The organism is Streptomyces sp. NPDC043861, assembly GCF_056435905.1.
Genome location: NZ_JBWKDP010000005.1, coordinates 444,627 through 461,185 on the forward strand (window position 1 = coordinate 444,627; position 16,559 = coordinate 461,185).

Genomic DNA, 16,559 nt, shown 5'->3' on the forward strand with positions numbered 1-16,559 from the left:
GCGCCCGGGTGCGGCAGGGCCACGACGCCTTGCCGCACTCGTCTCCGTGTCGCGTGATGCCGCGCAGGCTCACGTGTCATGGGAGTGGTCCGTTTGTCCGCCCGTTCGCGCCGCAGCGCGGCATTCGCCGTGTGGTACCTGCGTGCCGTCACGTTCGTCAACTTCCTGAGCGCGGTCTGGGTCTCGCTCGGCCAGGACCTGCGGCGCCACAACACGGACGACCACTTCACCCCGTATCTGCTCACGGCGGGATTCGCCCCGGGCGTTTTCGCCCTCTTCCTGGCGATCACCATGCGCCGGCGCAAGCGCGCCGCCTGGATCCTCAACCTGGTGCTCGGAGGGCTCTTCCTGGCCCTCTTCCTGTTCGCCATGCTCTTCCCGGAGATCCGGCGGCATCCGAAGAACTGGGTGTCCCTCGGCCTGACCGCCGCCTTCGTCGTCGCCCTCGTCCTCGGCAGAAGCGAGTTCTACGCAAAGGGGGACCGTTCGAACCCCCGGCTCGCCGCGGCCGTCGCGGTCGGCGGGCTTCTCGTGACCTCCGTGCTCTCCGCGCTCCTCGTCACCGCGACCAACACCGCCCACGGGGACTCCACCTTCCTGGAGCGCTGGCGGTACGGAGCGATGCGGCTGGTGTCGCTCGCCGCCGACGACGGGCGCACCCCCGGCATCAGCACACCGGGCTGGGTGGACGTCGGCATCAATGTCCTGTCGACCCTCCTTCTCGTCGCCGTGCTCTTCGCGGCCTTCCGCTCCCGCCGGGCCGTCGATCCGATCACCGAGGACGACGAGCAGCGGCTCCGCGCGCTCCTGGACCGGCACGGGGACCGTGACTCACTGGGCTACTTCGCACTGCGCCGTGAGAAGAGCGTGGTCTGGTCGCCCAGTGAGAAGGCCGCCATCGCCTACCGGGTCGTCGGCGGGGTCTCGCTCGCCTCCGGCGACCCGATCGGCGACCCCGAGGCCTGGCCCGGCGCGATCGAGCCCTGGCTGGCGCAGGCGCGTGAGCACGGCTGGATCCCGGCGGTGATGGGCGCGAGCGAGGAGGCCGGGACGATCTACGCCCGGCACGGCCTGGACGCCCTGGAGCTGGGTGACGAGGCGATCGTCGACACGGCCGACTTCAGTCTCGAGGGCCGGGCCATGCGGACCGTGCGGCAGGCGTACAACCGGGTGCAGCGGGCCGGGTACGAGGCCAGGATCCGGCGCCACGAGGACATCCCGGCCGACGAGATGGCCGAGTTGCTGCGCCGTGCCGACGACTGGCGCGACGGCGCCACCGAGCGCGGCTTCTCGATGGCGCTCGGCCGGCTCGGCGACCCTGCCGACGGACGCTGCGTGATGCTCGAATGCACGGACGCACAGGGCGAGTTGCGGGCGCTGCTCAGCTTCGCCCCATGGGGGCCCGCCGGGCTCTCCCTGGATCTGATGCGCCGCGACCGGGACTCCGAGAACGGCCTGATGGAGTTCATGGTCATCCAGCTGCTGCGGCGCTCCGGCGAGATCGGGATCACTCAGGTGTCACTGAACTTCGCGATGTTCAGGTCGGTCTTCGAACGTGGCGCGAAGCTCGGGGCCGGCCCCGTGCTCAGGCTGTGGCGGTCGCTGCTGAGCTTCTTCTCCCGCTGGTGGCAGATCGAGTCGCTGTACCGCGCCAACGCCAAGTACCGACCGATCTGGGAGCCGCGATTCATGCTCTTCGAAAAGAGCGCCGACCTGCTGCGCATCGGCCTCGCCGCCGGCCGCGCCGAGGGCTTCCTCGAAGCCCCCGGCCTGCCCAAGTGGCTGCACCGCAAGCATCTGGAGGGCAGGCGGTGAACCGGGCACGGACGTTCGCGCGGCGTGAGTGGGGGCCGCTGTGCACGGCCGTCCGGGCCGTGCTCGTCGCCAAGACGTGGCGGGCCGTCCCGATGACCCTCGTGTGCGTCTGTCTCACCGGGCTCTTCCAGTTTCTCCAGAACCAGCCCTGGGGCTATCAGCCGGTACAGGACATCGGCTGGGTGCGGGCCGAGGACCCCTTGTGGCTGACTCTCCTGCGCACGCCGCTCTCCCTCTTCGTCCCGGCCCTGCATCTGCCGGTGTGGGGTGCGCTCGCCCAGATCCTGGTGGTGTTCGGGATCGCCGAGATCTGCCTGGGCAGGGCTCGTACGCTCGTGATCGCGTACACGGCCACGCTCGCCGGGACGATGTACGCCCGGATCGGGATCGCGCTCGGCCCGGAGAACCCCCTGGGGCTGCCCGCCACGGACGCCCACGTGGTGGACACCGGCCCTTCGGCGGCGGTCGTCGGTATCGCGGTCCTCGTCTGCCACCGCTACCGGGCCCGGCTGACGATGGGCCTGGTGATCGGGGCGATGGTCGTCGAGATCTTCGTCAAGAACAACCTGGCGGGCAAGGAGCACCTGGCCGCCATTGCCGCGGTGCTGGTCGTGTGTGCGGTCACCGCGTGGCGTCACCGGGCGTCCGGGCCGCGTACCGTCGGCAGCCGGTCGGGCGCCCCGCCGATCAGGTCCTGAAACTTCCGGCGCGGCCCGATCCAGCGTCTGTCATGGCGAAAGGCGCGCAGGAACGACCGCGCCCGGGAACGCGGGCGGCGCCGGTAGAGGCGCTTGGCCCAGGGTGAGGCGGGGCGGGCCAGCCTCAGCGCGCCGAAGAGCGCGACGAAGGGCACCAGCGTGCCGATGATCGCCATGCGCAGTTTGCCCTTGAAGAGGGTGATCAGGACGAAGCAGAAGTTGACCGCGAGGGTGAGGAGGAAGACCCGGCGGTCGTCCCGTTCGTCCTCGCTCAGGTCGTTGACGCCGAGCGGTGCGAAGCCGCCCAGGGTGAGCAGCAGCAGGGCCGCGGTGAGGATGACCACCTCGACGCTCTTGCGGCCCGCCTCGGTCCAGTAGACGTCGTCGAGGTGGAGGATCAGTGCGAACTCGTCGAGGACCAGCCCCGCACCGATGCCGAAGATGACGGCGAAGACGACCGTGCCAGCCCCGGTGTGCTGACTGCTGGCGACCGACCCGAAACCACCGATCACGGTGAGGACGACACCGGGCACCACGTGATGGATGTGGAGCCCGCCGGTGCTGACGTTCCGGAACGGTCCTTTTCCTGCCCGGATCATCCGGGTGACCGTGCGGGTGATCAGGAAGGTCAGGACGAACGAGGCCAGCGCGAGCAGCAACGGGAGCTTCCCCGGCTCGACAATGTTGCGGTAAAACCAGTGACCCATGCCACCCGCTCCCGTTTTGTCCGTAATGCGCAATTTACCGCCGGAGCTCACCGACTACCCTGCGCGCGGTGAGCTCCATGACGACAGCCGGACCAATGACCGGCATACGGTTCGCCTTCGGCACCCTCACCGTGCTGCCGGTAAGGGTCACCCGCTGGGACCGCGACGCCGCACGCGCGGGCATGCTGTGCGCCCCGCTCGCCGGACTGGTCGTGGGCCTCTGCTCGGCGGCCGCCGGCCTGCTGCTTCTGGTGCTGGGCGCGGGCCCGCTGCTCGCCGCGGTCGCCTCCGCCGCCGTGCCCGCAGTCCTCACCCGGGGGCTGCACCTGGACGGACTCGCCGACACCGCGGACGGGCTCGGCAGCGGCAAGCCCGCCCAGGACGCGCTGCGCATCATGAGGCAGTCCGACATCGGCCCATTCGGGGTCATCACGCTCGTCCTGGTCCTACTGGCCCAGGTCGCGGCGCTGTACGAGCTGTACGCAGGCGCGGAAGGGTCCTGGGCCAGGGGCGCGGCCGCAGCCGTCCTCGCAGCGGTCACCGCCCGTCTGTCCCTGACCCTGGCCTCGCGCACCGGTGTCCCCGCAGCCCGGCCGGAGGGTCTGGGCGCGGCGGTGGCCGAGACCGTGTCGCTGCGGTCCGCGGCAGTGGCCACCGTCCTCGTCACGGCTGCATGCGCGGGTGCGGGGGCGCTGCTCTTCGGCCGGGACGCCGCGGTGCACCACGCACTGGCGGCGCTGATCGCACCGGCCGCCGCCCAGTTGCTGCTTCGGCACTGTGTGCGGCGCTTCGGCGGGGTGACCGGTGATGTGTTCGGCGGGGTGGCGGAGACGGCGGCGACGGCGGCCCTGGTCGTGCTGACGCTGGGGTGAGGACGGAGCTCGCCCCCCGCCGGTGCTGCGCCGACGCCCCCGGCCGGCGTTCCTTCGGCTGCGGGCCCGGCCGCGGCGTGCCCGGCCCGGAGCGGAAACGACGCACCCCGGCCGGAAGGCCGGGGTGCGCGCCGTGCAGAGGGGACTCGCGGATCAGGCGGGCAGCCGCAGGGTGACGGCGGACTGGAGCAGGTCCGGTGCGGTCCATGCCGACCTCTGCCCCGCGTAGGCGGTGCCGAAGACGGTCGTACCGAGCAGGAGTTGCTTACGGGTGCCCTCGGGCGCCGTCACGGGCACGGCCACCCCGGACGGAGCCTGGACGGTGACGGTGGTGCCGATCCGGTACGCCGTGACCCTGCCGTCGTCGAGGGCCTTCTGCCAGGCGGAGCGGCGGCTCAGCTCCGCACCGGCGTCACGCTGACGGAGGTTTGCCAGAGGGGCATTGTCGGCGAAGAGCGAGCGGTAGTCGGCCAGAATCCGGTCGAGCACCGGGTAGAGGATGCGCCCCTCCGCCAGATTGGACTGGTGCACGTAGTGCGGCCGCGGGTCGTTGGCGACGATGTGGCCGAGGGCGATCCGCGCCTCCTGCGGGACGATGTACGACGCGTAGCCGGTGGCGGTGTCCAGCGGCTCGTCCAGACAGGTCGAGGCGGGGTTGCTCTCGCAGATGCCGCTGCCCCCGTCCGCCTGGGCGGTGTAGATCCAGTTGTACTCGTCGGCCATCTCGGCCGCCGTGCCCACGTTGTAGTACACGTTCATCGGGTGACGGGGCACCGTCAGGGCACTGCCCACGGCACGCTGCTGCGGCTCGCGCGAGTTGTCGCTCGCGATCCACCTGACGCCGTTGTCGGCGAGCGCGGGCGCCAGGTTGGGGTTGTCCACCGGTTGCTGCGGAAGCGTCCTGAGTCCCGAGTGCTCACCGGTGACCAGCTCGGTGCGGTCGATCGCGATGCCCTTGTTCACCGCCCAGTTGTGGTTGTCGCGGATCTGGGCGGAGATTTCCGCGCGGCTCACGTACTGCGTGGTGCCGTTCGCGTTCTTCGCGCACTCCCAAGGGACGACGGAGACGTTCTGGACACAGCCGAGGAACGGATGCGTGTAGGTGTGGTTGACCCAGCGGTACTTGGCACGGTCGGTGAGCAGTTGTGCGGTGAGCGCGTCCGTGCCGCCGTGCTCGGCCTTCCACTCCTCGCCGGCGCCCGCGTTGTAGACCATGTCGAGCGTGAAACCGCTGGACTGCTGCCACTGTGCGGCGTACTGCGCGTCGGCGGCGGTCATCCGGATGTCGGGCGTGGTCCCCTCGGCTCCGCCGGCGCAGTCGATGTCGCCGGGCGTGCAGTTGCGCTCGGTGTCCCAGCGGGCGTCGGACGCGAACACGTCGTCGACGTGGACGGAGAAGTAGTTGCGGCTCTGCCCGAGGTGGACGCCCTGGGTGAGCCACTCGACGATGCCGCGTGCCAGCAGCCTGAACTGCCGCTGGTGCTGGTTGTAGGCGAACGTCATGACGAGTTCGCGGCGCCCGTCGTGGGAGTACTCGCCGAGGAGGCTGGCGTTGCCGTTGCCGCCCGGGACAGGGGCGTCGACATAGCTGGTGAAGCCCTCGCGCGGACGCGCCATGTATCCGTAGCTCTCGCTGACGTCCGCCGCGTTGTCCTCGAAGGTGAGCGCGCCGTCGAGATAGCCGAAGGGCCCCGAGCGGCCCGCTGCGGTGACGGCTGCCTCGGTCCCGTCGAGCACGCCCGACCAGCCGCCCTCGCTGGTGTAGTCGAGCCCGACACCCGGATGAGCCCAGGTGTAGGCGTCGACCTGGCGGATGCCGAAGGTCTTCTCGTACGCGACGAGCGCGGCCTGCTCGGCGGTGCCCGTGGAGTCCGTCCCGAACGGAGCCTCGTTCGGGAGCACCACCCCCTGGTACTTGGCACGCGGCCGGCCGCTCACGGTGTCGCTCAGGAACGCCGCGCTGATCTGCGGACGGCCCGGGTCGTCGAGGTCGACGACGCTGTAGGGGATCCCCGTGCTGCGCAGCTCCGAGGTCACCGCCGCGACCGCTTCGCCCCCGTCGTCGACGACCAGGACCTTGAGGTCGACCCGCGGCGCCGGATCTGCTGCCGCGGCGGTCGACGCGGGCAGCGCCGCGACAAGGAGCGCGGACGTGGTGAGTGCGACCGCCGCCCGTCCGGCGAGCCCGCCCGGGCCGGTCGTGCCCGCGCTGCTCCCGCCGCCCCCTTCCGGGGCGCCGGGCCCCTGCAACAGACTGTTCGCCCTGTTCGTACTGTTCGCAGGGCTGTTCGCAGCCCTGTCCGTTCTGAATCCGTACGCCATTGCGCACCCCCACCCCTCGGAGGCCTCCCCTGCGGAGAATCCGGGGAGGACCTGTGGAAATCATGCAAAGCAGCGACATGCTCCCTTGCGCATTCGGCCCGAGTGTGACGCAGGACTCACTCTCCGCACGACAAACGCGTCACAGACACCACGGACGGGTGAATCACCGCTGGCGTGATCGAACATCTCTGGCGCGCGTAGGCTCGTTCCGGTATGCCGGCTCGCCCGAATTACGATGCGCCGGGCAAGGCCGACCCACCTCTTTCGGCCATCGAACTCAACGGAAGCGAGAAATCACCACCGTGACTGCTCTCACTCTCAGCACTGCCGGCGCTGCGACGCTGCGCGCCGACGCGATCGTCGTGGGCGTCGCGAAGAGCCCGAAGGGCGGCGGTGGACTCATCGTCGCCGCCGGCGCCGAGGCCGTGGACAAGGCGTTCGGCGGAAAGCTCGCCACCGTCCTCGAGACCCTCGGCGCCTCCGGAGCCGAGGGCGAGGTGACCAAGCTGCCCGCACCGTCGGGTCTCAAGGCCCCGGTCGTGGTGGCCGTCGGCCTCGGCACGGCCCCCGGGAAGGACGAGACGTACGAGGCCGAGTCGCTGAGGCGCGCCGCGGGCTCCGCGGCCCGTGCGCTGGCCGGTACGAAGAAGGCGGCGTTCGCGCTGCCCGTCGAGGCCACCGAGGACGCCGAGGCCATCGCGGAGGGCGCGCTGCTGGGCGCTTACGCCTTCACCGCCTACCAGAACGGCAGCGGCGAGAACGCCAAGGGCGCCAAGGGCAACGGCAAGCAGCCGCTGGCCGAGGTCGCACTGCTGGGTGCCAAGCCGCGCGACAAGGCGTACAAGGCCGCGGCCGAGCGGGCCGTCGCGCTGACCGAGGAGGTCAACCGCGCCCGCGACCTGATCAACACCCCGCCGAACGACCTCTTCCCCGAGTCGTTCGCCGCCGTGGCCACCGCCGCGGGCAAGGAGCACGGCATCAAGGTGCAGGTCCTCGACGAGAAGGCACTCGTCAAGGGCGGTTTCGGCGGCATCCTCGGCGTCGGCCAGGGTTCGGCCAACGGCCCGCGCCTGGTGCGCCTCGGGTACACGCACCCCAAGGCCGAGAAGACGCTCGCCTTCGTCGGCAAGGGCATCACGTACGACTCGGGCGGCATCTCCCTGAAGCCGGCCGGTCACAACGAGACGATGAAGTGCGACATGAGTGGCGCGGCCGCGGTGTTCGCCGCCGTCGTCACCGCCGCCCGTCTCGGCCTCGAGGTGAACGTCACCGGCTGGCTGGCGCTCGCCGAGAACATGCCGTCCGGCACCGCCACCCGCCCCGGTGACGTCCTGCGCATGTACAGCGGCAAGACGGTGGAGGTGCTCAACACCGACGCCGAGGGCCGCCTCGTGCTGGCCGACGCGCTCACCAAGGCGTCGGAGGAGAACCCCGACGCGATCGTGGACGTGGCCACCCTGACCGGCGCGATGGTGCTGGCGCTGGGCAACCGTACGTTCGGGATCATGGCGAACGACGACGCGTTCCGTACGTCGATCCACGAGATCGCCGAGGAGGCCGGCGAGGCTTCCTGGCCGATGCCGCTCCCTGCCGACCTGCGCAAGGGCATGGACTCCCCGACCGCCGACATGGCGAACATGGGCGAGCGGATGGGCGGCGGCCTGGTCGCCGGTCTGTTCCTGAAGGAGTTCGTCGGCGAGGGCATCACCTGGGCCCACCTGGACATCGCAGGTCCGGCGTTCCACGAGGGCGCGCCGTACGGCTACACCCCCAAGGGCGGCACCGGCTCCGCGGTCCGCACCCTGGTGAAGCTCGCCGAGCGCACCGCGTCGGGCGACCTGGGCTGACGTCCGTCACGTCCGGGCCCGGGATTCCGCCAGGGCCCGGACACCGGCGGGCCGGGCCGGGGGCGCGCCCCCGTCGAACAGGACGGGGGCACTCCCCGTGCCCCGAGGGCATGGGGACCGGGCACGGTCGCCCGTCGGCAGCGGCTGGCGTCCCGGAGGCGGGCCGGGCCCGGGACAACGGGAATAAGGCGCGGTGCCCCTCCGTTCGCCATCGACGAAATCCGCAGGTCCGTACGTAACTGCATACGGACCAGTAATGCCGGAGGCGGCGCCCCCGTCGTCTCAGACCCCGGCCCCGCGTCCCGCCTTCCGTCGACAAGTGCGAAGATGGGTTCTCGGCAGGACAGGGCCCCCACCACAGGGCCGAAGAAAAGCGGCCGAACACCAGCCGCCGCGTGGGTCTGCGACGACCGGCGCCCGGCGCACATGCATGGAGGACGTGACGTGGCGAACGACGCCAGCACCGTTTTCGACCTAGTGATCCTCGGCGGTGGCAGCGGCGGCTACGCCGCGGCACTGCGCGGAGCGCAGCTGGGCCTGGACGTCGCCCTGATCGAGAAGGACAAGGTCGGCGGCACCTGTCTGCACCGTGGATGCATCCCCACCAAGGCCCTGCTGCACGCCGGCGAGATCGCCGACCAGGCCCGCGAGAGCGAGCAGTTCGGTGTCAAGGCCACCTTCGACGGCATCGACGTGCCGGCCGTCCACAAGTACAAGGACGAGGTGATCTCCGGGCTGTACAAGGGCCTGCAGGGTCTGATCGCCTCCCGCAAGGTCACCTACATCGAGGGTGAGGGCCGGCTGTCCTCCCCCACCTCCGTCGACGTCAACGGCCAGCGCGTCCAGGGCCGCCACGTCCTCCTCGCCACCGGCTCCGTGCCGAAGTCGCTGCCGGGTCTGACCATCGACGGCAACCGCATCATCTCCTCCGACCACGCGCTGGTCCTGGACCGTGTTCCGAAGTCCGCGATCGTGCTGGGCGGCGGTGTGATCGGCGTCGAGTTCGCCTCGGCGTGGAAGTCCTTCGGCACCGACGTCACGATCGTCGAGGCCCTGAAGCACCTCGTCCCGGTCGAGGACGAGAACAGCTCGAAGCTTCTCGAGCGCGCCTTCCGCAAGCGCGGCATCAAGTTCAACCTCGGCACCTTCTTCGAGAAGGCCGAGTACACCGAGGACGGTGTGCGGGTCACCCTCGCCGACGGCAAGACGTTCGAGGCCGAGGTGCTGCTGGTCGCCGTCGGCCGCGGCCCGGTCTCGCAGGGCCTGGGCTACGAGGAGCAGGGCGTCGCGATGGACCGCGGCTACGTCCTGGTCAACGAGTACATGCAGACCAACGTGCCGACCATCTCGGCCGTCGGTGACCTCGTGCCGACGCTCCAGCTCGCGCACGTCGGCTTCGCCGAGGGCATCCTGGTGGCGGAGCGTCTGGCCGGTCTGAAGACCGTCCCGATCGACTACGACGGTGTGCCGAAGGTGACGTACTGCCACCCCGAGGTCGCCTCCGTGGGCCTGTCCGAGGCCAAGGCCAAGGAGGTCTACGGCGCGGACAAGGTCGTCGCTCTGAAGTACAACCTGGCGGGCAACGGCAAGAGCAAGATCCTCAAGACTGCGGGCGAGATCAAGCTCGTCCAGGTCAAGGACGGTGCCGTGGTCGGCGTCCACATGGTCGGTGACCGTATGGGCGAGCAGGTCGGCGAGGCTCAGCTGATCTACAACTGGGAGGCTCTGCCGGCCGAGGTCGCGCAGCTCATCCACGCGCACCCGACGCAGAACGAGGCGCTCGGCGAGGCCCACCTGGCCCTCGCGGGCAAGCCCCTCCACTCCCACGACTGAGCTCGGTCAACGGGCGCGACGACCACTACCGCACTTCCCCCGGCTCGACGCTTCGCGCGAGCCGGGGAGACCCCACCGTAAGGAGAAACCGAAACCATGCCGGTTTCCGTAACCCTTCCGGCGCTCGGCGAGAGCGTCACCGAGGGCACCGTCACCCGCTGGCTGAAGGCCGAGGGCGAGCACGTCGAGGCCGACGAGCCGCTGCTCGAGGTGTCGACCGACAAGGTCGACACCGAAATTCCCGCTCCGGCCTCCGGTGTCCTGGCCTCCATCAAGGTCGCCGAGGACGAGACCGTCGAGGTCGGCGCCGAGCTGGCCGTCATCGACGACGGCACGGGCGCGCCCGCCGCCGCCCCGGCTCCGGCCGCAGCTGCCGCCGAGGCGCCGGCCGCCCCGGCGCCCGTCGCCGAAGCCGCCCCCGAGGCCGAGGCCCCTGCCGCTCCGGCCCCCGCCGCCGCTCCGGCCGGCGGCGCCTCCGGCACCGACGTCGTGCTGCCCGCGCTGGGCGAGTCGGTCACCGAGGGCACCGTCACCCGCTGGCTGAAGCAGGTCGGCGAGGAGGTCGGCGAGGACGAGCCGCTGCTCGAGGTCTCCACCGACAAGGTCGACACCGAGATCCCCGCCCCGGTCGCCGGTGTGCTGCTGGAGATCGTGGTCGGCGAGGACGAGACCGCCGAGGTCGGCGCCAAGCTCGCCGTGATCGGTGCCCCCGGTGCCGCTCCGGCCGCTCCGGCCGCCCCGGCCCAGACCCCGGCTCCCGCGCCGGCCGAGGCCCCGCCCGCCGAGGCTGCGCCCGCCCCGGCACCCGCCCCGGCTCCGGTCGAGGCCCCGCCCGCCGAGGCACCGGCCGCTCCGGCTCCGGCCGCTCCGGCACCGGCACCGGTGGCACCTGCCGCACCCGCGGCCCGTGCCACCACGGTCGCGGACGAGGGCGCGTACGTCACGCCGCTGGTCCGCAAGCTCGCGTCCGAGAGCGGCGTGGACCTGTCCACGGTCAAGGGCACCGGCGTCGGTGGCCGTATCCGCAAGCAGGACGTCATCGCCGCCGCCGAGGCCGCGAAGGCCGCCCCGGCTCCGGCTGCCGCCCCTGCCGCCGCGAAGAGGACCCCGGCCCTCGAGGTCTCCCCGCTGCGCGGTCAGACGGTCAAGATGACCCGCATGCGCAAGGTCATCGGCGACAACATGATGAAGGCGCTGCACGGCCAGGCCCAGCTGTCCTCGGTCGTCGAGGTCGACATCACCAAGCTGATGAAGCTGCGCGCCCTGGCCAAGGACTCCTTCGCCGCCCGCGAGGGCGTCAAGCTGTCCCCGATGCCGTTCTTCGTGAAGGCGGCGGCCCAGGCGCTGAAGGCCCACCCGGTCATCAACGCCCGGATCAACGAGGACGAGGGCACCATCACCTACTTCGACTCGGAGAACATCGGCATCGCCGTGGACTCCGAGAAGGGTCTGATGACGCCGGTCATCAAGGGTGCCGGGAACCTGAACCTCGCCGGTATCGCCAAGGCCACCGCCGACCTGGCGAACAAGGTCCGCGGCAACAAGATCACGCCGGACGAGCTGGCCGGTGCGACCTTCACCATCAGCAACACCGGCTCGCGCGGTGCGCTGTTCGACACGATCATCGTGCCGCCGAACCAGGTCGCGATCCTGGGCATCGGTGCCACGGTGAAGCGTCCGGCCGTCATCGAGACCGCCGAGGGCACGGTCATCGGCGTCCGCGACATGACGTACCTGACGCTCTCGTACGACCACCGTCTGGTGGACGGCGCCGACGCCGCCCGCTACCTCACGGCGGTCAAGGCGATCCTCGAGGCCGGCGAGTTCGAGGTCGAGCTCGGCCTCTGAGCTGCTCGGCTGTAACCAGCCTCACCAGCGGCGCCCCCGCCCGGGAGTACTTCCCGGCGGGGGCGCCGCCGTATTGTCTAGGGGTCTTCTCTTCTGAAGGAGCGGTCCATGACCATCCCCGTCGTCCACTCGCTGCGCGATCAGATCCGCGAGCACATCGTGGAGGGCATCGTCAGCGGCCGCTGGAAGCCGGGCGAGCGGATCGTCGAGCGTCGCATCGCCACGGAACTGGCCGTGAGCCAGACCCCCGTGCGGGAGGCACTGCGCGAACTGGAGTCGCTCCGGCTGATCGAGTCGGCCCCCAACAAGGGCGTCCGGGTACGCAATCTGACAGCCGCGGACCTGGAGGAGAGCTACCCGGTCCGGGCCGGCCTGGAGCAGATCGCGGCCGAGCTGGCGGCCGGACGCCTGGCCGACGACTGCTCGGCCCTGGAGCCGCATGTGGCGGCGCTGTACGAGGCGGACCGTGCCGCGGACGGGACTGCGCAGGTACGGCACACGGTGGCCTTCCACCGGGAACTGGTGAAGGCGGCGGGCAACGGCGTCCTCCTGCACACCTGGGAGGGCCTGGGCATCGAGGTCTTCACGGCGCTGTCCATCCGCTGGCTGGGCACCAAGCAGAAGTCCTACGCGGAGGAGCACGAGGAACTGGTCGCGGCGTTCCGGCGGCGCGACCCGCAGATCGGGGCGCTGGTGAAGGCGCACGTCCTGGGTTGCGCACCGAGGGCGTAAGCCTGCGGGGGCGCGTTCCGTCGTGGGCGGTGCCGGTCGGTTCGGCCGGGGTGTCCGTCCTCGAACGCCGGACGGCCCGGGTGCACGGGGTCGCGGACCGGGTCGGTGACGTCGGGGCCGTTCCGGGGCTCGCATCCGCGACGGCATGATCTGCGGCGCGCGACCGTCACCTCAAAGGCAGCGCCCGCGCCACACATCACGCTTCAGCGTCCCGGACACGACCCCTCCACGGACCCCTCGTGGCCGGCGGCGAGGCCGATCGCCGCGGTTGGCCAACCCGCCCACCGGGCCGCAGTCGGCAACGCTCCTGGGGCGGGGCCGTGCAGGGTCGGCCCCGCAGGGGCCGACGGGATCACCGGTTACCCGTGAGGTGGGCGGTACGCCGCCGGCCCCGAGGAGCCGAGCCCGGAGGGGCACCGCCCCGCCCCACCCACAGAACCGCCCCCCTGTACCGGGCACCCACACCCAGCCCGTCCGGCGTTCGAGGACGGACACCGCGGACCGCCGGGCGGTACGGCCAAGCCCACCGCACCCCGCACGACCGGAGGCCCCGCCCCCGGACCGCCGGGCGGTACCGGCCAAGCCCACCGCACCCCGCACGACCGGAGGCCCCGCCCCCGGACCGCCGGGCGGTACCGGCCAAGCCCACCGCACCCGGACAACCGGAGCCCACTCGCACCCCGGACCGCCGGGCGGTACGGCCAAGCCCACCGCACCCCGGACAACCGGAGGTCCCGCCCCGCAGCGCGAGCGTGCGGCGACAGAGGGCAACCCCGACCCCCAGGATTCCGGCACCGCGTGCCCGGATTCGCGGCACCCTGTGCCGACTTTCTCGATCTGAAGAAGTTCTTGGCTCAACGCTTTGATCGATCATCGATCGTTGGCTTACAGTTCACGCGGACTCACCAGTCCGACGGCCCCGTCCTGCCAGACAGGCCCCTTTCTCCACCCCCCCTCCTCTCCGGAAGGCGGCGTCATGACCGACCCCGTAGGCAAGCTTCCGAGCGAGCTCGACCAGCTCCCGGACCGTGACACCGAGGAGACCGCCGAATGGGCGGCCTCCCTCGACGCCGTCACCAAGGCCGCCGGCCCACAGCGCGCCGCGTACCTGATGCGCCGCACCCTCCAGCACGCCGAGGGTGTGACGGGGCTCGAGCTGCCCAAGCTCCTGGAGACGGACTACGTCAACACCATCCCCACGGCCGTCGAGCCCGCACCGGCCGGTGACGAGGAGATGGAGCGCCGGATCACCGCCTGGAACCGGTGGAACGCCGCCGCGATGGTCACTCGCGGCTCCAAGTACGGCGTGGGCGGCCACATCGCCACCTTCGCCTCCGCCGCGTGGCTCTACGAGACCGGCTTCAACCACTTCTTCCGCGGGAAGGAGGCCGACGGCTCGGGCGACCAGCTGTACATCCAGGGCCACGCCTCCCCCGGCATCTACGCCCGTGCCTTCCTCGACGGCCGTCTCACCGAGGCCCACCTGGACAAGTTCCGCCAGGAGTCCGGCGGCGACGGTCTGCCGTCCTACCCGCACCCGCGGCGCCTCCCCTGGCTGTGGGAGTTCCCGACGGTGTCGATGGGCCTCGGCCCGCTGTCCGCGATCTACCAGGCGCGCTTCAACCGCTATCTGACCAACCGTGGTATCAAGGACGTCTCCGCGTCCCACGTCTGGGCGTTCCTCGGCGACGGCGAGATGGACGAGCCCGAGTCGACCGCGGCCCTCGCACTCGCCGCCCGCGAAGGCCTGGACAATCTGACCTTCGTCATCAACTGCAATCTGCAGCGCCTCGACGGCCCTGTGCGTGCGAACTTCAAGATCGTGCAGGAGCTGGAGGCCCAGTTCCGCGGCGCCGGCTGGAATGTCGTCAAGAGCCTCTGGGGCAACGCCTGGGACGAGCTCTTCCAGCTCGACACCACCGGCGCGCTGGTCCGTCGCCTCCGCGAGGTACCGGACGCGCAGGTGCAGACGTACCAGACCCGCGACGCCGCCTACATCCGCCAGGACTTCTTCGGCTCCGACCCGGCACTCGTCGAAATGGCGAAGCTGCTGAGCGACGACAAGATCCTGGAGTGCTTCCACCTCTCCCGCGGCGGCCACGAGCCGCGCAAGGTGTACGCGGCGTACAAGGCGGCCGTGGAGCACAAGGGCACCCCGACCGTGATCCTGGCCCAGACGGTCAAGGGCTTCACGCTCGGCGAGGGCTTCGCGTCCAAGAACGCCAACCACCAGATGAAGAAGCTGACGGTGGACGAGTTCAAGGCGATGCGCGATCTGCTCGGCCTGCCGATCCCCGACGCTCGGTTCGCCGACGGCCAGGTGCCGTACGGCCACCCGGGTGCGGACTCCCCCGAGGTCCGTTACCTCCAGGAGCGCCGCGCAGCCCTCGGCGGCCCGGCACCGGCCCGCCGTGTGCACCCGGTCGCCCCGCTGCCCGCTCCCGCCGAGAAGTCCTTCGCCGCCTTCGACAAGGGCTCCGGCAACCAGTCGGTGGCGACGACCATGGCCTTCGTCCGGCTGGTGAAGGACCTGATCCGGGACAAGGAGACCGGCAAGCGCTGGGTGCCGATCGTCCCCGACGAGGCCCGTACCTTCGGTATGGAGTCGCTGTTCCCGTCGCTCGGCATCTACTCGCCCAAGGGGCAGACGTACGAGCCGGTCGACCGCGACCAGCTGATGTACTACCGCGAGGCGAAGAACGGCCAGATCCTCAACGAGGGCATCACCGAGGCCGGCTCCATGGCGGACTTCATCGCCGCCGCCACCGCGTACTCCACGCACGGCGAGACGATGATCCCCTTCTACATCTTCTACTCGATGTTCGGCTGGCAGCGGACCGCGGACCAGATGTGGCAGCTCGCCGACCAGCTCGGCAAGGGCTTCCTGGTGGGAGCCACGGCCGGCCGTACGACGCTGACCGGTGAGGGTCTTCAGCACGCCGACGGCCACTCCCCGGTGATCGCAGCGACCAACCCGGCGGCGCTGACGTACGACCCGGCGTTCGCCTACGAGGTCGCGGCGATCGTCAAGGACGGTCTGCGCCGTATGTACGGCGGGGCCCGCCCCGGCGAGGACGCGGACGTCTTCTACTACCTGACCGTCTACAACGAGCCGATGCCGCAGCCCGCGAAGCCGCAGGGCGTCGACGAGGGCATCGTCCGCGGTCTGTACCGCTTCAACGAGGGCGAGGGCGAGACGGGCGACCCGCGTATCCAGCTGCTCGCCTCGGGTACGGCGATCCACTGGGCCCTGGAGGCGCAGAAGCTGCTCGCCGCCGACTGGAACGTCACTGCCGACGTCTGGTCCGCGACCTCCTGGACCGAACTGCGGCGCGATGCGCTGGAGGCGGACGCGGCGCTACTGCGCGGCGAGTCCCGTGTCCCGTACGTCCGCCAGGCACTGGAGGGTGTCGAGGGACCGGTCCTCGCGGTCAGCGACTACATGCGCCAGGTACCGGACCAGATCGCCCAGTGGGTGGAGCAGGACTGGTCCTCGCTCGGCGCGGACGGTTTCGGTCTGTCCGACACGCGTGAGGCGGCCCGGCGCCACTTCGGTGTGGACGCACAGTCGATCGTGGTCGCGGCGCTGGCCCAGCTCGCCCGGCGTGGTGAGGTCCCCGCGTCCGCGGTCAAGGAGGCCCGCGAGCGCTACGGCTTCTGAGGCCCCGGCACCGACTGCGTGACACCCCGGCCGCCCCCTCGGGCGGCCGGGGTGTCGTGCTTGCCGGGCCGGTCACCGCCGGTACCGTCCGACCGGCCGCTTGGTCCGGCCGGCACACATCCGGCCCGTCGGGCCCCGCGCCCGGCCGGCGTCAGGGGAAGGGGAGGGGCGAGGAACCGCCGGACACGGGCGCACGCAGCACGGGCCCGCCCGCAGGGCGCAGC

At 71.1% G+C, this 16,559-nt stretch carries 10 protein-coding genes; 8 read left to right on the forward strand and 2 right to left on the reverse strand.

Going from position 1 to position 16,559, the window contains the following annotated elements:
• Nucleotides 1-78: 78 nt before the first annotated feature.
• Together AC068D_RS15530 and AC068D_RS15535 are read left to right on the forward strand one after the other, a co-directional pair.
• Nucleotides 79-1,815, forward strand: coding sequence for a phosphatidylglycerol lysyltransferase domain-containing protein (locus AC068D_RS15530; protein ID WP_478823533.1), 1,737 nt, complete (start codon nt 79-81; stop codon nt 1,813-1,815).
• Nucleotides 1,812-2,513: a hypothetical protein gene (locus tag AC068D_RS15535; RefSeq protein WP_478823534.1), complete on the forward strand. Its 702-nt coding sequence runs from the start codon at nt 1,812-1,814 to the stop codon at nt 2,511-2,513. The genes AC068D_RS15530 and AC068D_RS15535 overlap by 4 nt, the downstream gene beginning before the upstream one ends.
• Here AC068D_RS15535 and AC068D_RS15540 read toward each other — a convergent pair.
• A complete protein-coding gene (locus AC068D_RS15540) occupies nt 2,450-3,220 on the reverse strand; it encodes a hypothetical protein (RefSeq protein ID WP_478823535.1) in 771 nt (256 codons plus the stop codon). The two genes, AC068D_RS15535 and AC068D_RS15540, sit on opposite strands and share 64 nt — an antisense overlap.
• Before the next feature lie 95 nt (nt 3,221-3,315).
• Between AC068D_RS15540 and cobS the strand changes: the two genes are divergently transcribed.
• A complete protein-coding gene (cobS, locus tag AC068D_RS15545) occupies nt 3,316-4,092 on the forward strand; it encodes an adenosylcobinamide-GDP ribazoletransferase (protein ID WP_478823536.1) in 777 nt (258 codons plus the stop codon).
• A 153-nt stretch (nt 4,093-4,245) separates the two neighbouring features.
• On the opposite strand, the gene AC068D_RS15550 is transcribed toward cobS, so the two are convergent.
• Nucleotides 4,246-6,414: a hypothetical protein gene (locus AC068D_RS15550; protein ID WP_478823537.1), complete on the reverse strand. Its 2,169-nt coding sequence runs from the start codon at nt 6,412-6,414 to the stop codon at nt 4,246-4,248.
• Between the two features lie 302 nt (nt 6,415-6,716).
• Here AC068D_RS15550 and AC068D_RS15555 point away from each other — a divergent pair, with 302 nt between their 5' ends.
• The 5 genes from AC068D_RS15555 to aceE all read left to right on the forward strand — a co-directional run bounded on the left by AC068D_RS15555 (nt 6,717) and on the right by aceE (nt 16,335).
• Nucleotides 6,717-8,261 carry a leucyl aminopeptidase gene (locus tag AC068D_RS15555; RefSeq protein WP_478823538.1) on the forward strand — a complete coding sequence of 515 codons (1,545 nt, stop codon included), beginning with the start codon at nt 6,717-6,719 and terminating at the stop codon, nt 8,259-8,261.
• Between the two features lie 444 nt (nt 8,262-8,705).
• Nucleotides 8,706-10,094 (forward strand): dihydrolipoyl dehydrogenase, encoded by a 1,389-nt coding sequence (gene lpdA / locus AC068D_RS15560; RefSeq protein ID WP_478823539.1) that lies wholly within the window; start codon nt 8,706-8,708, stop codon nt 10,092-10,094.
• A gap of 96 nt (nt 10,095-10,190) precedes the next feature.
• A complete protein-coding gene (sucB, locus tag AC068D_RS15565; RefSeq protein ID WP_478823540.1) occupies nt 10,191-11,942 on the forward strand; it encodes a 2-oxoglutarate dehydrogenase, E2 component, dihydrolipoamide succinyltransferase in 1,752 nt (583 codons plus the stop codon).
• 108 nt (nt 11,943-12,050) lie between these two features.
• Nucleotides 12,051-12,674 carry a GntR family transcriptional regulator gene (locus AC068D_RS15570; protein ID WP_478823541.1) on the forward strand — a complete coding sequence of 208 codons (624 nt, stop codon included), beginning with the start codon at nt 12,051-12,053 and terminating at the stop codon, nt 12,672-12,674.
• Between the two features lie 976 nt (nt 12,675-13,650).
• Nucleotides 13,651-16,335, forward strand: coding sequence for a pyruvate dehydrogenase (acetyl-transferring), homodimeric type (gene aceE / locus AC068D_RS15575; protein WP_478823542.1), 2,685 nt, complete (start codon nt 13,651-13,653; stop codon nt 16,333-16,335).
• The last annotated feature ends 224 nt before the right edge of the window (nt 16,336-16,559 follow it).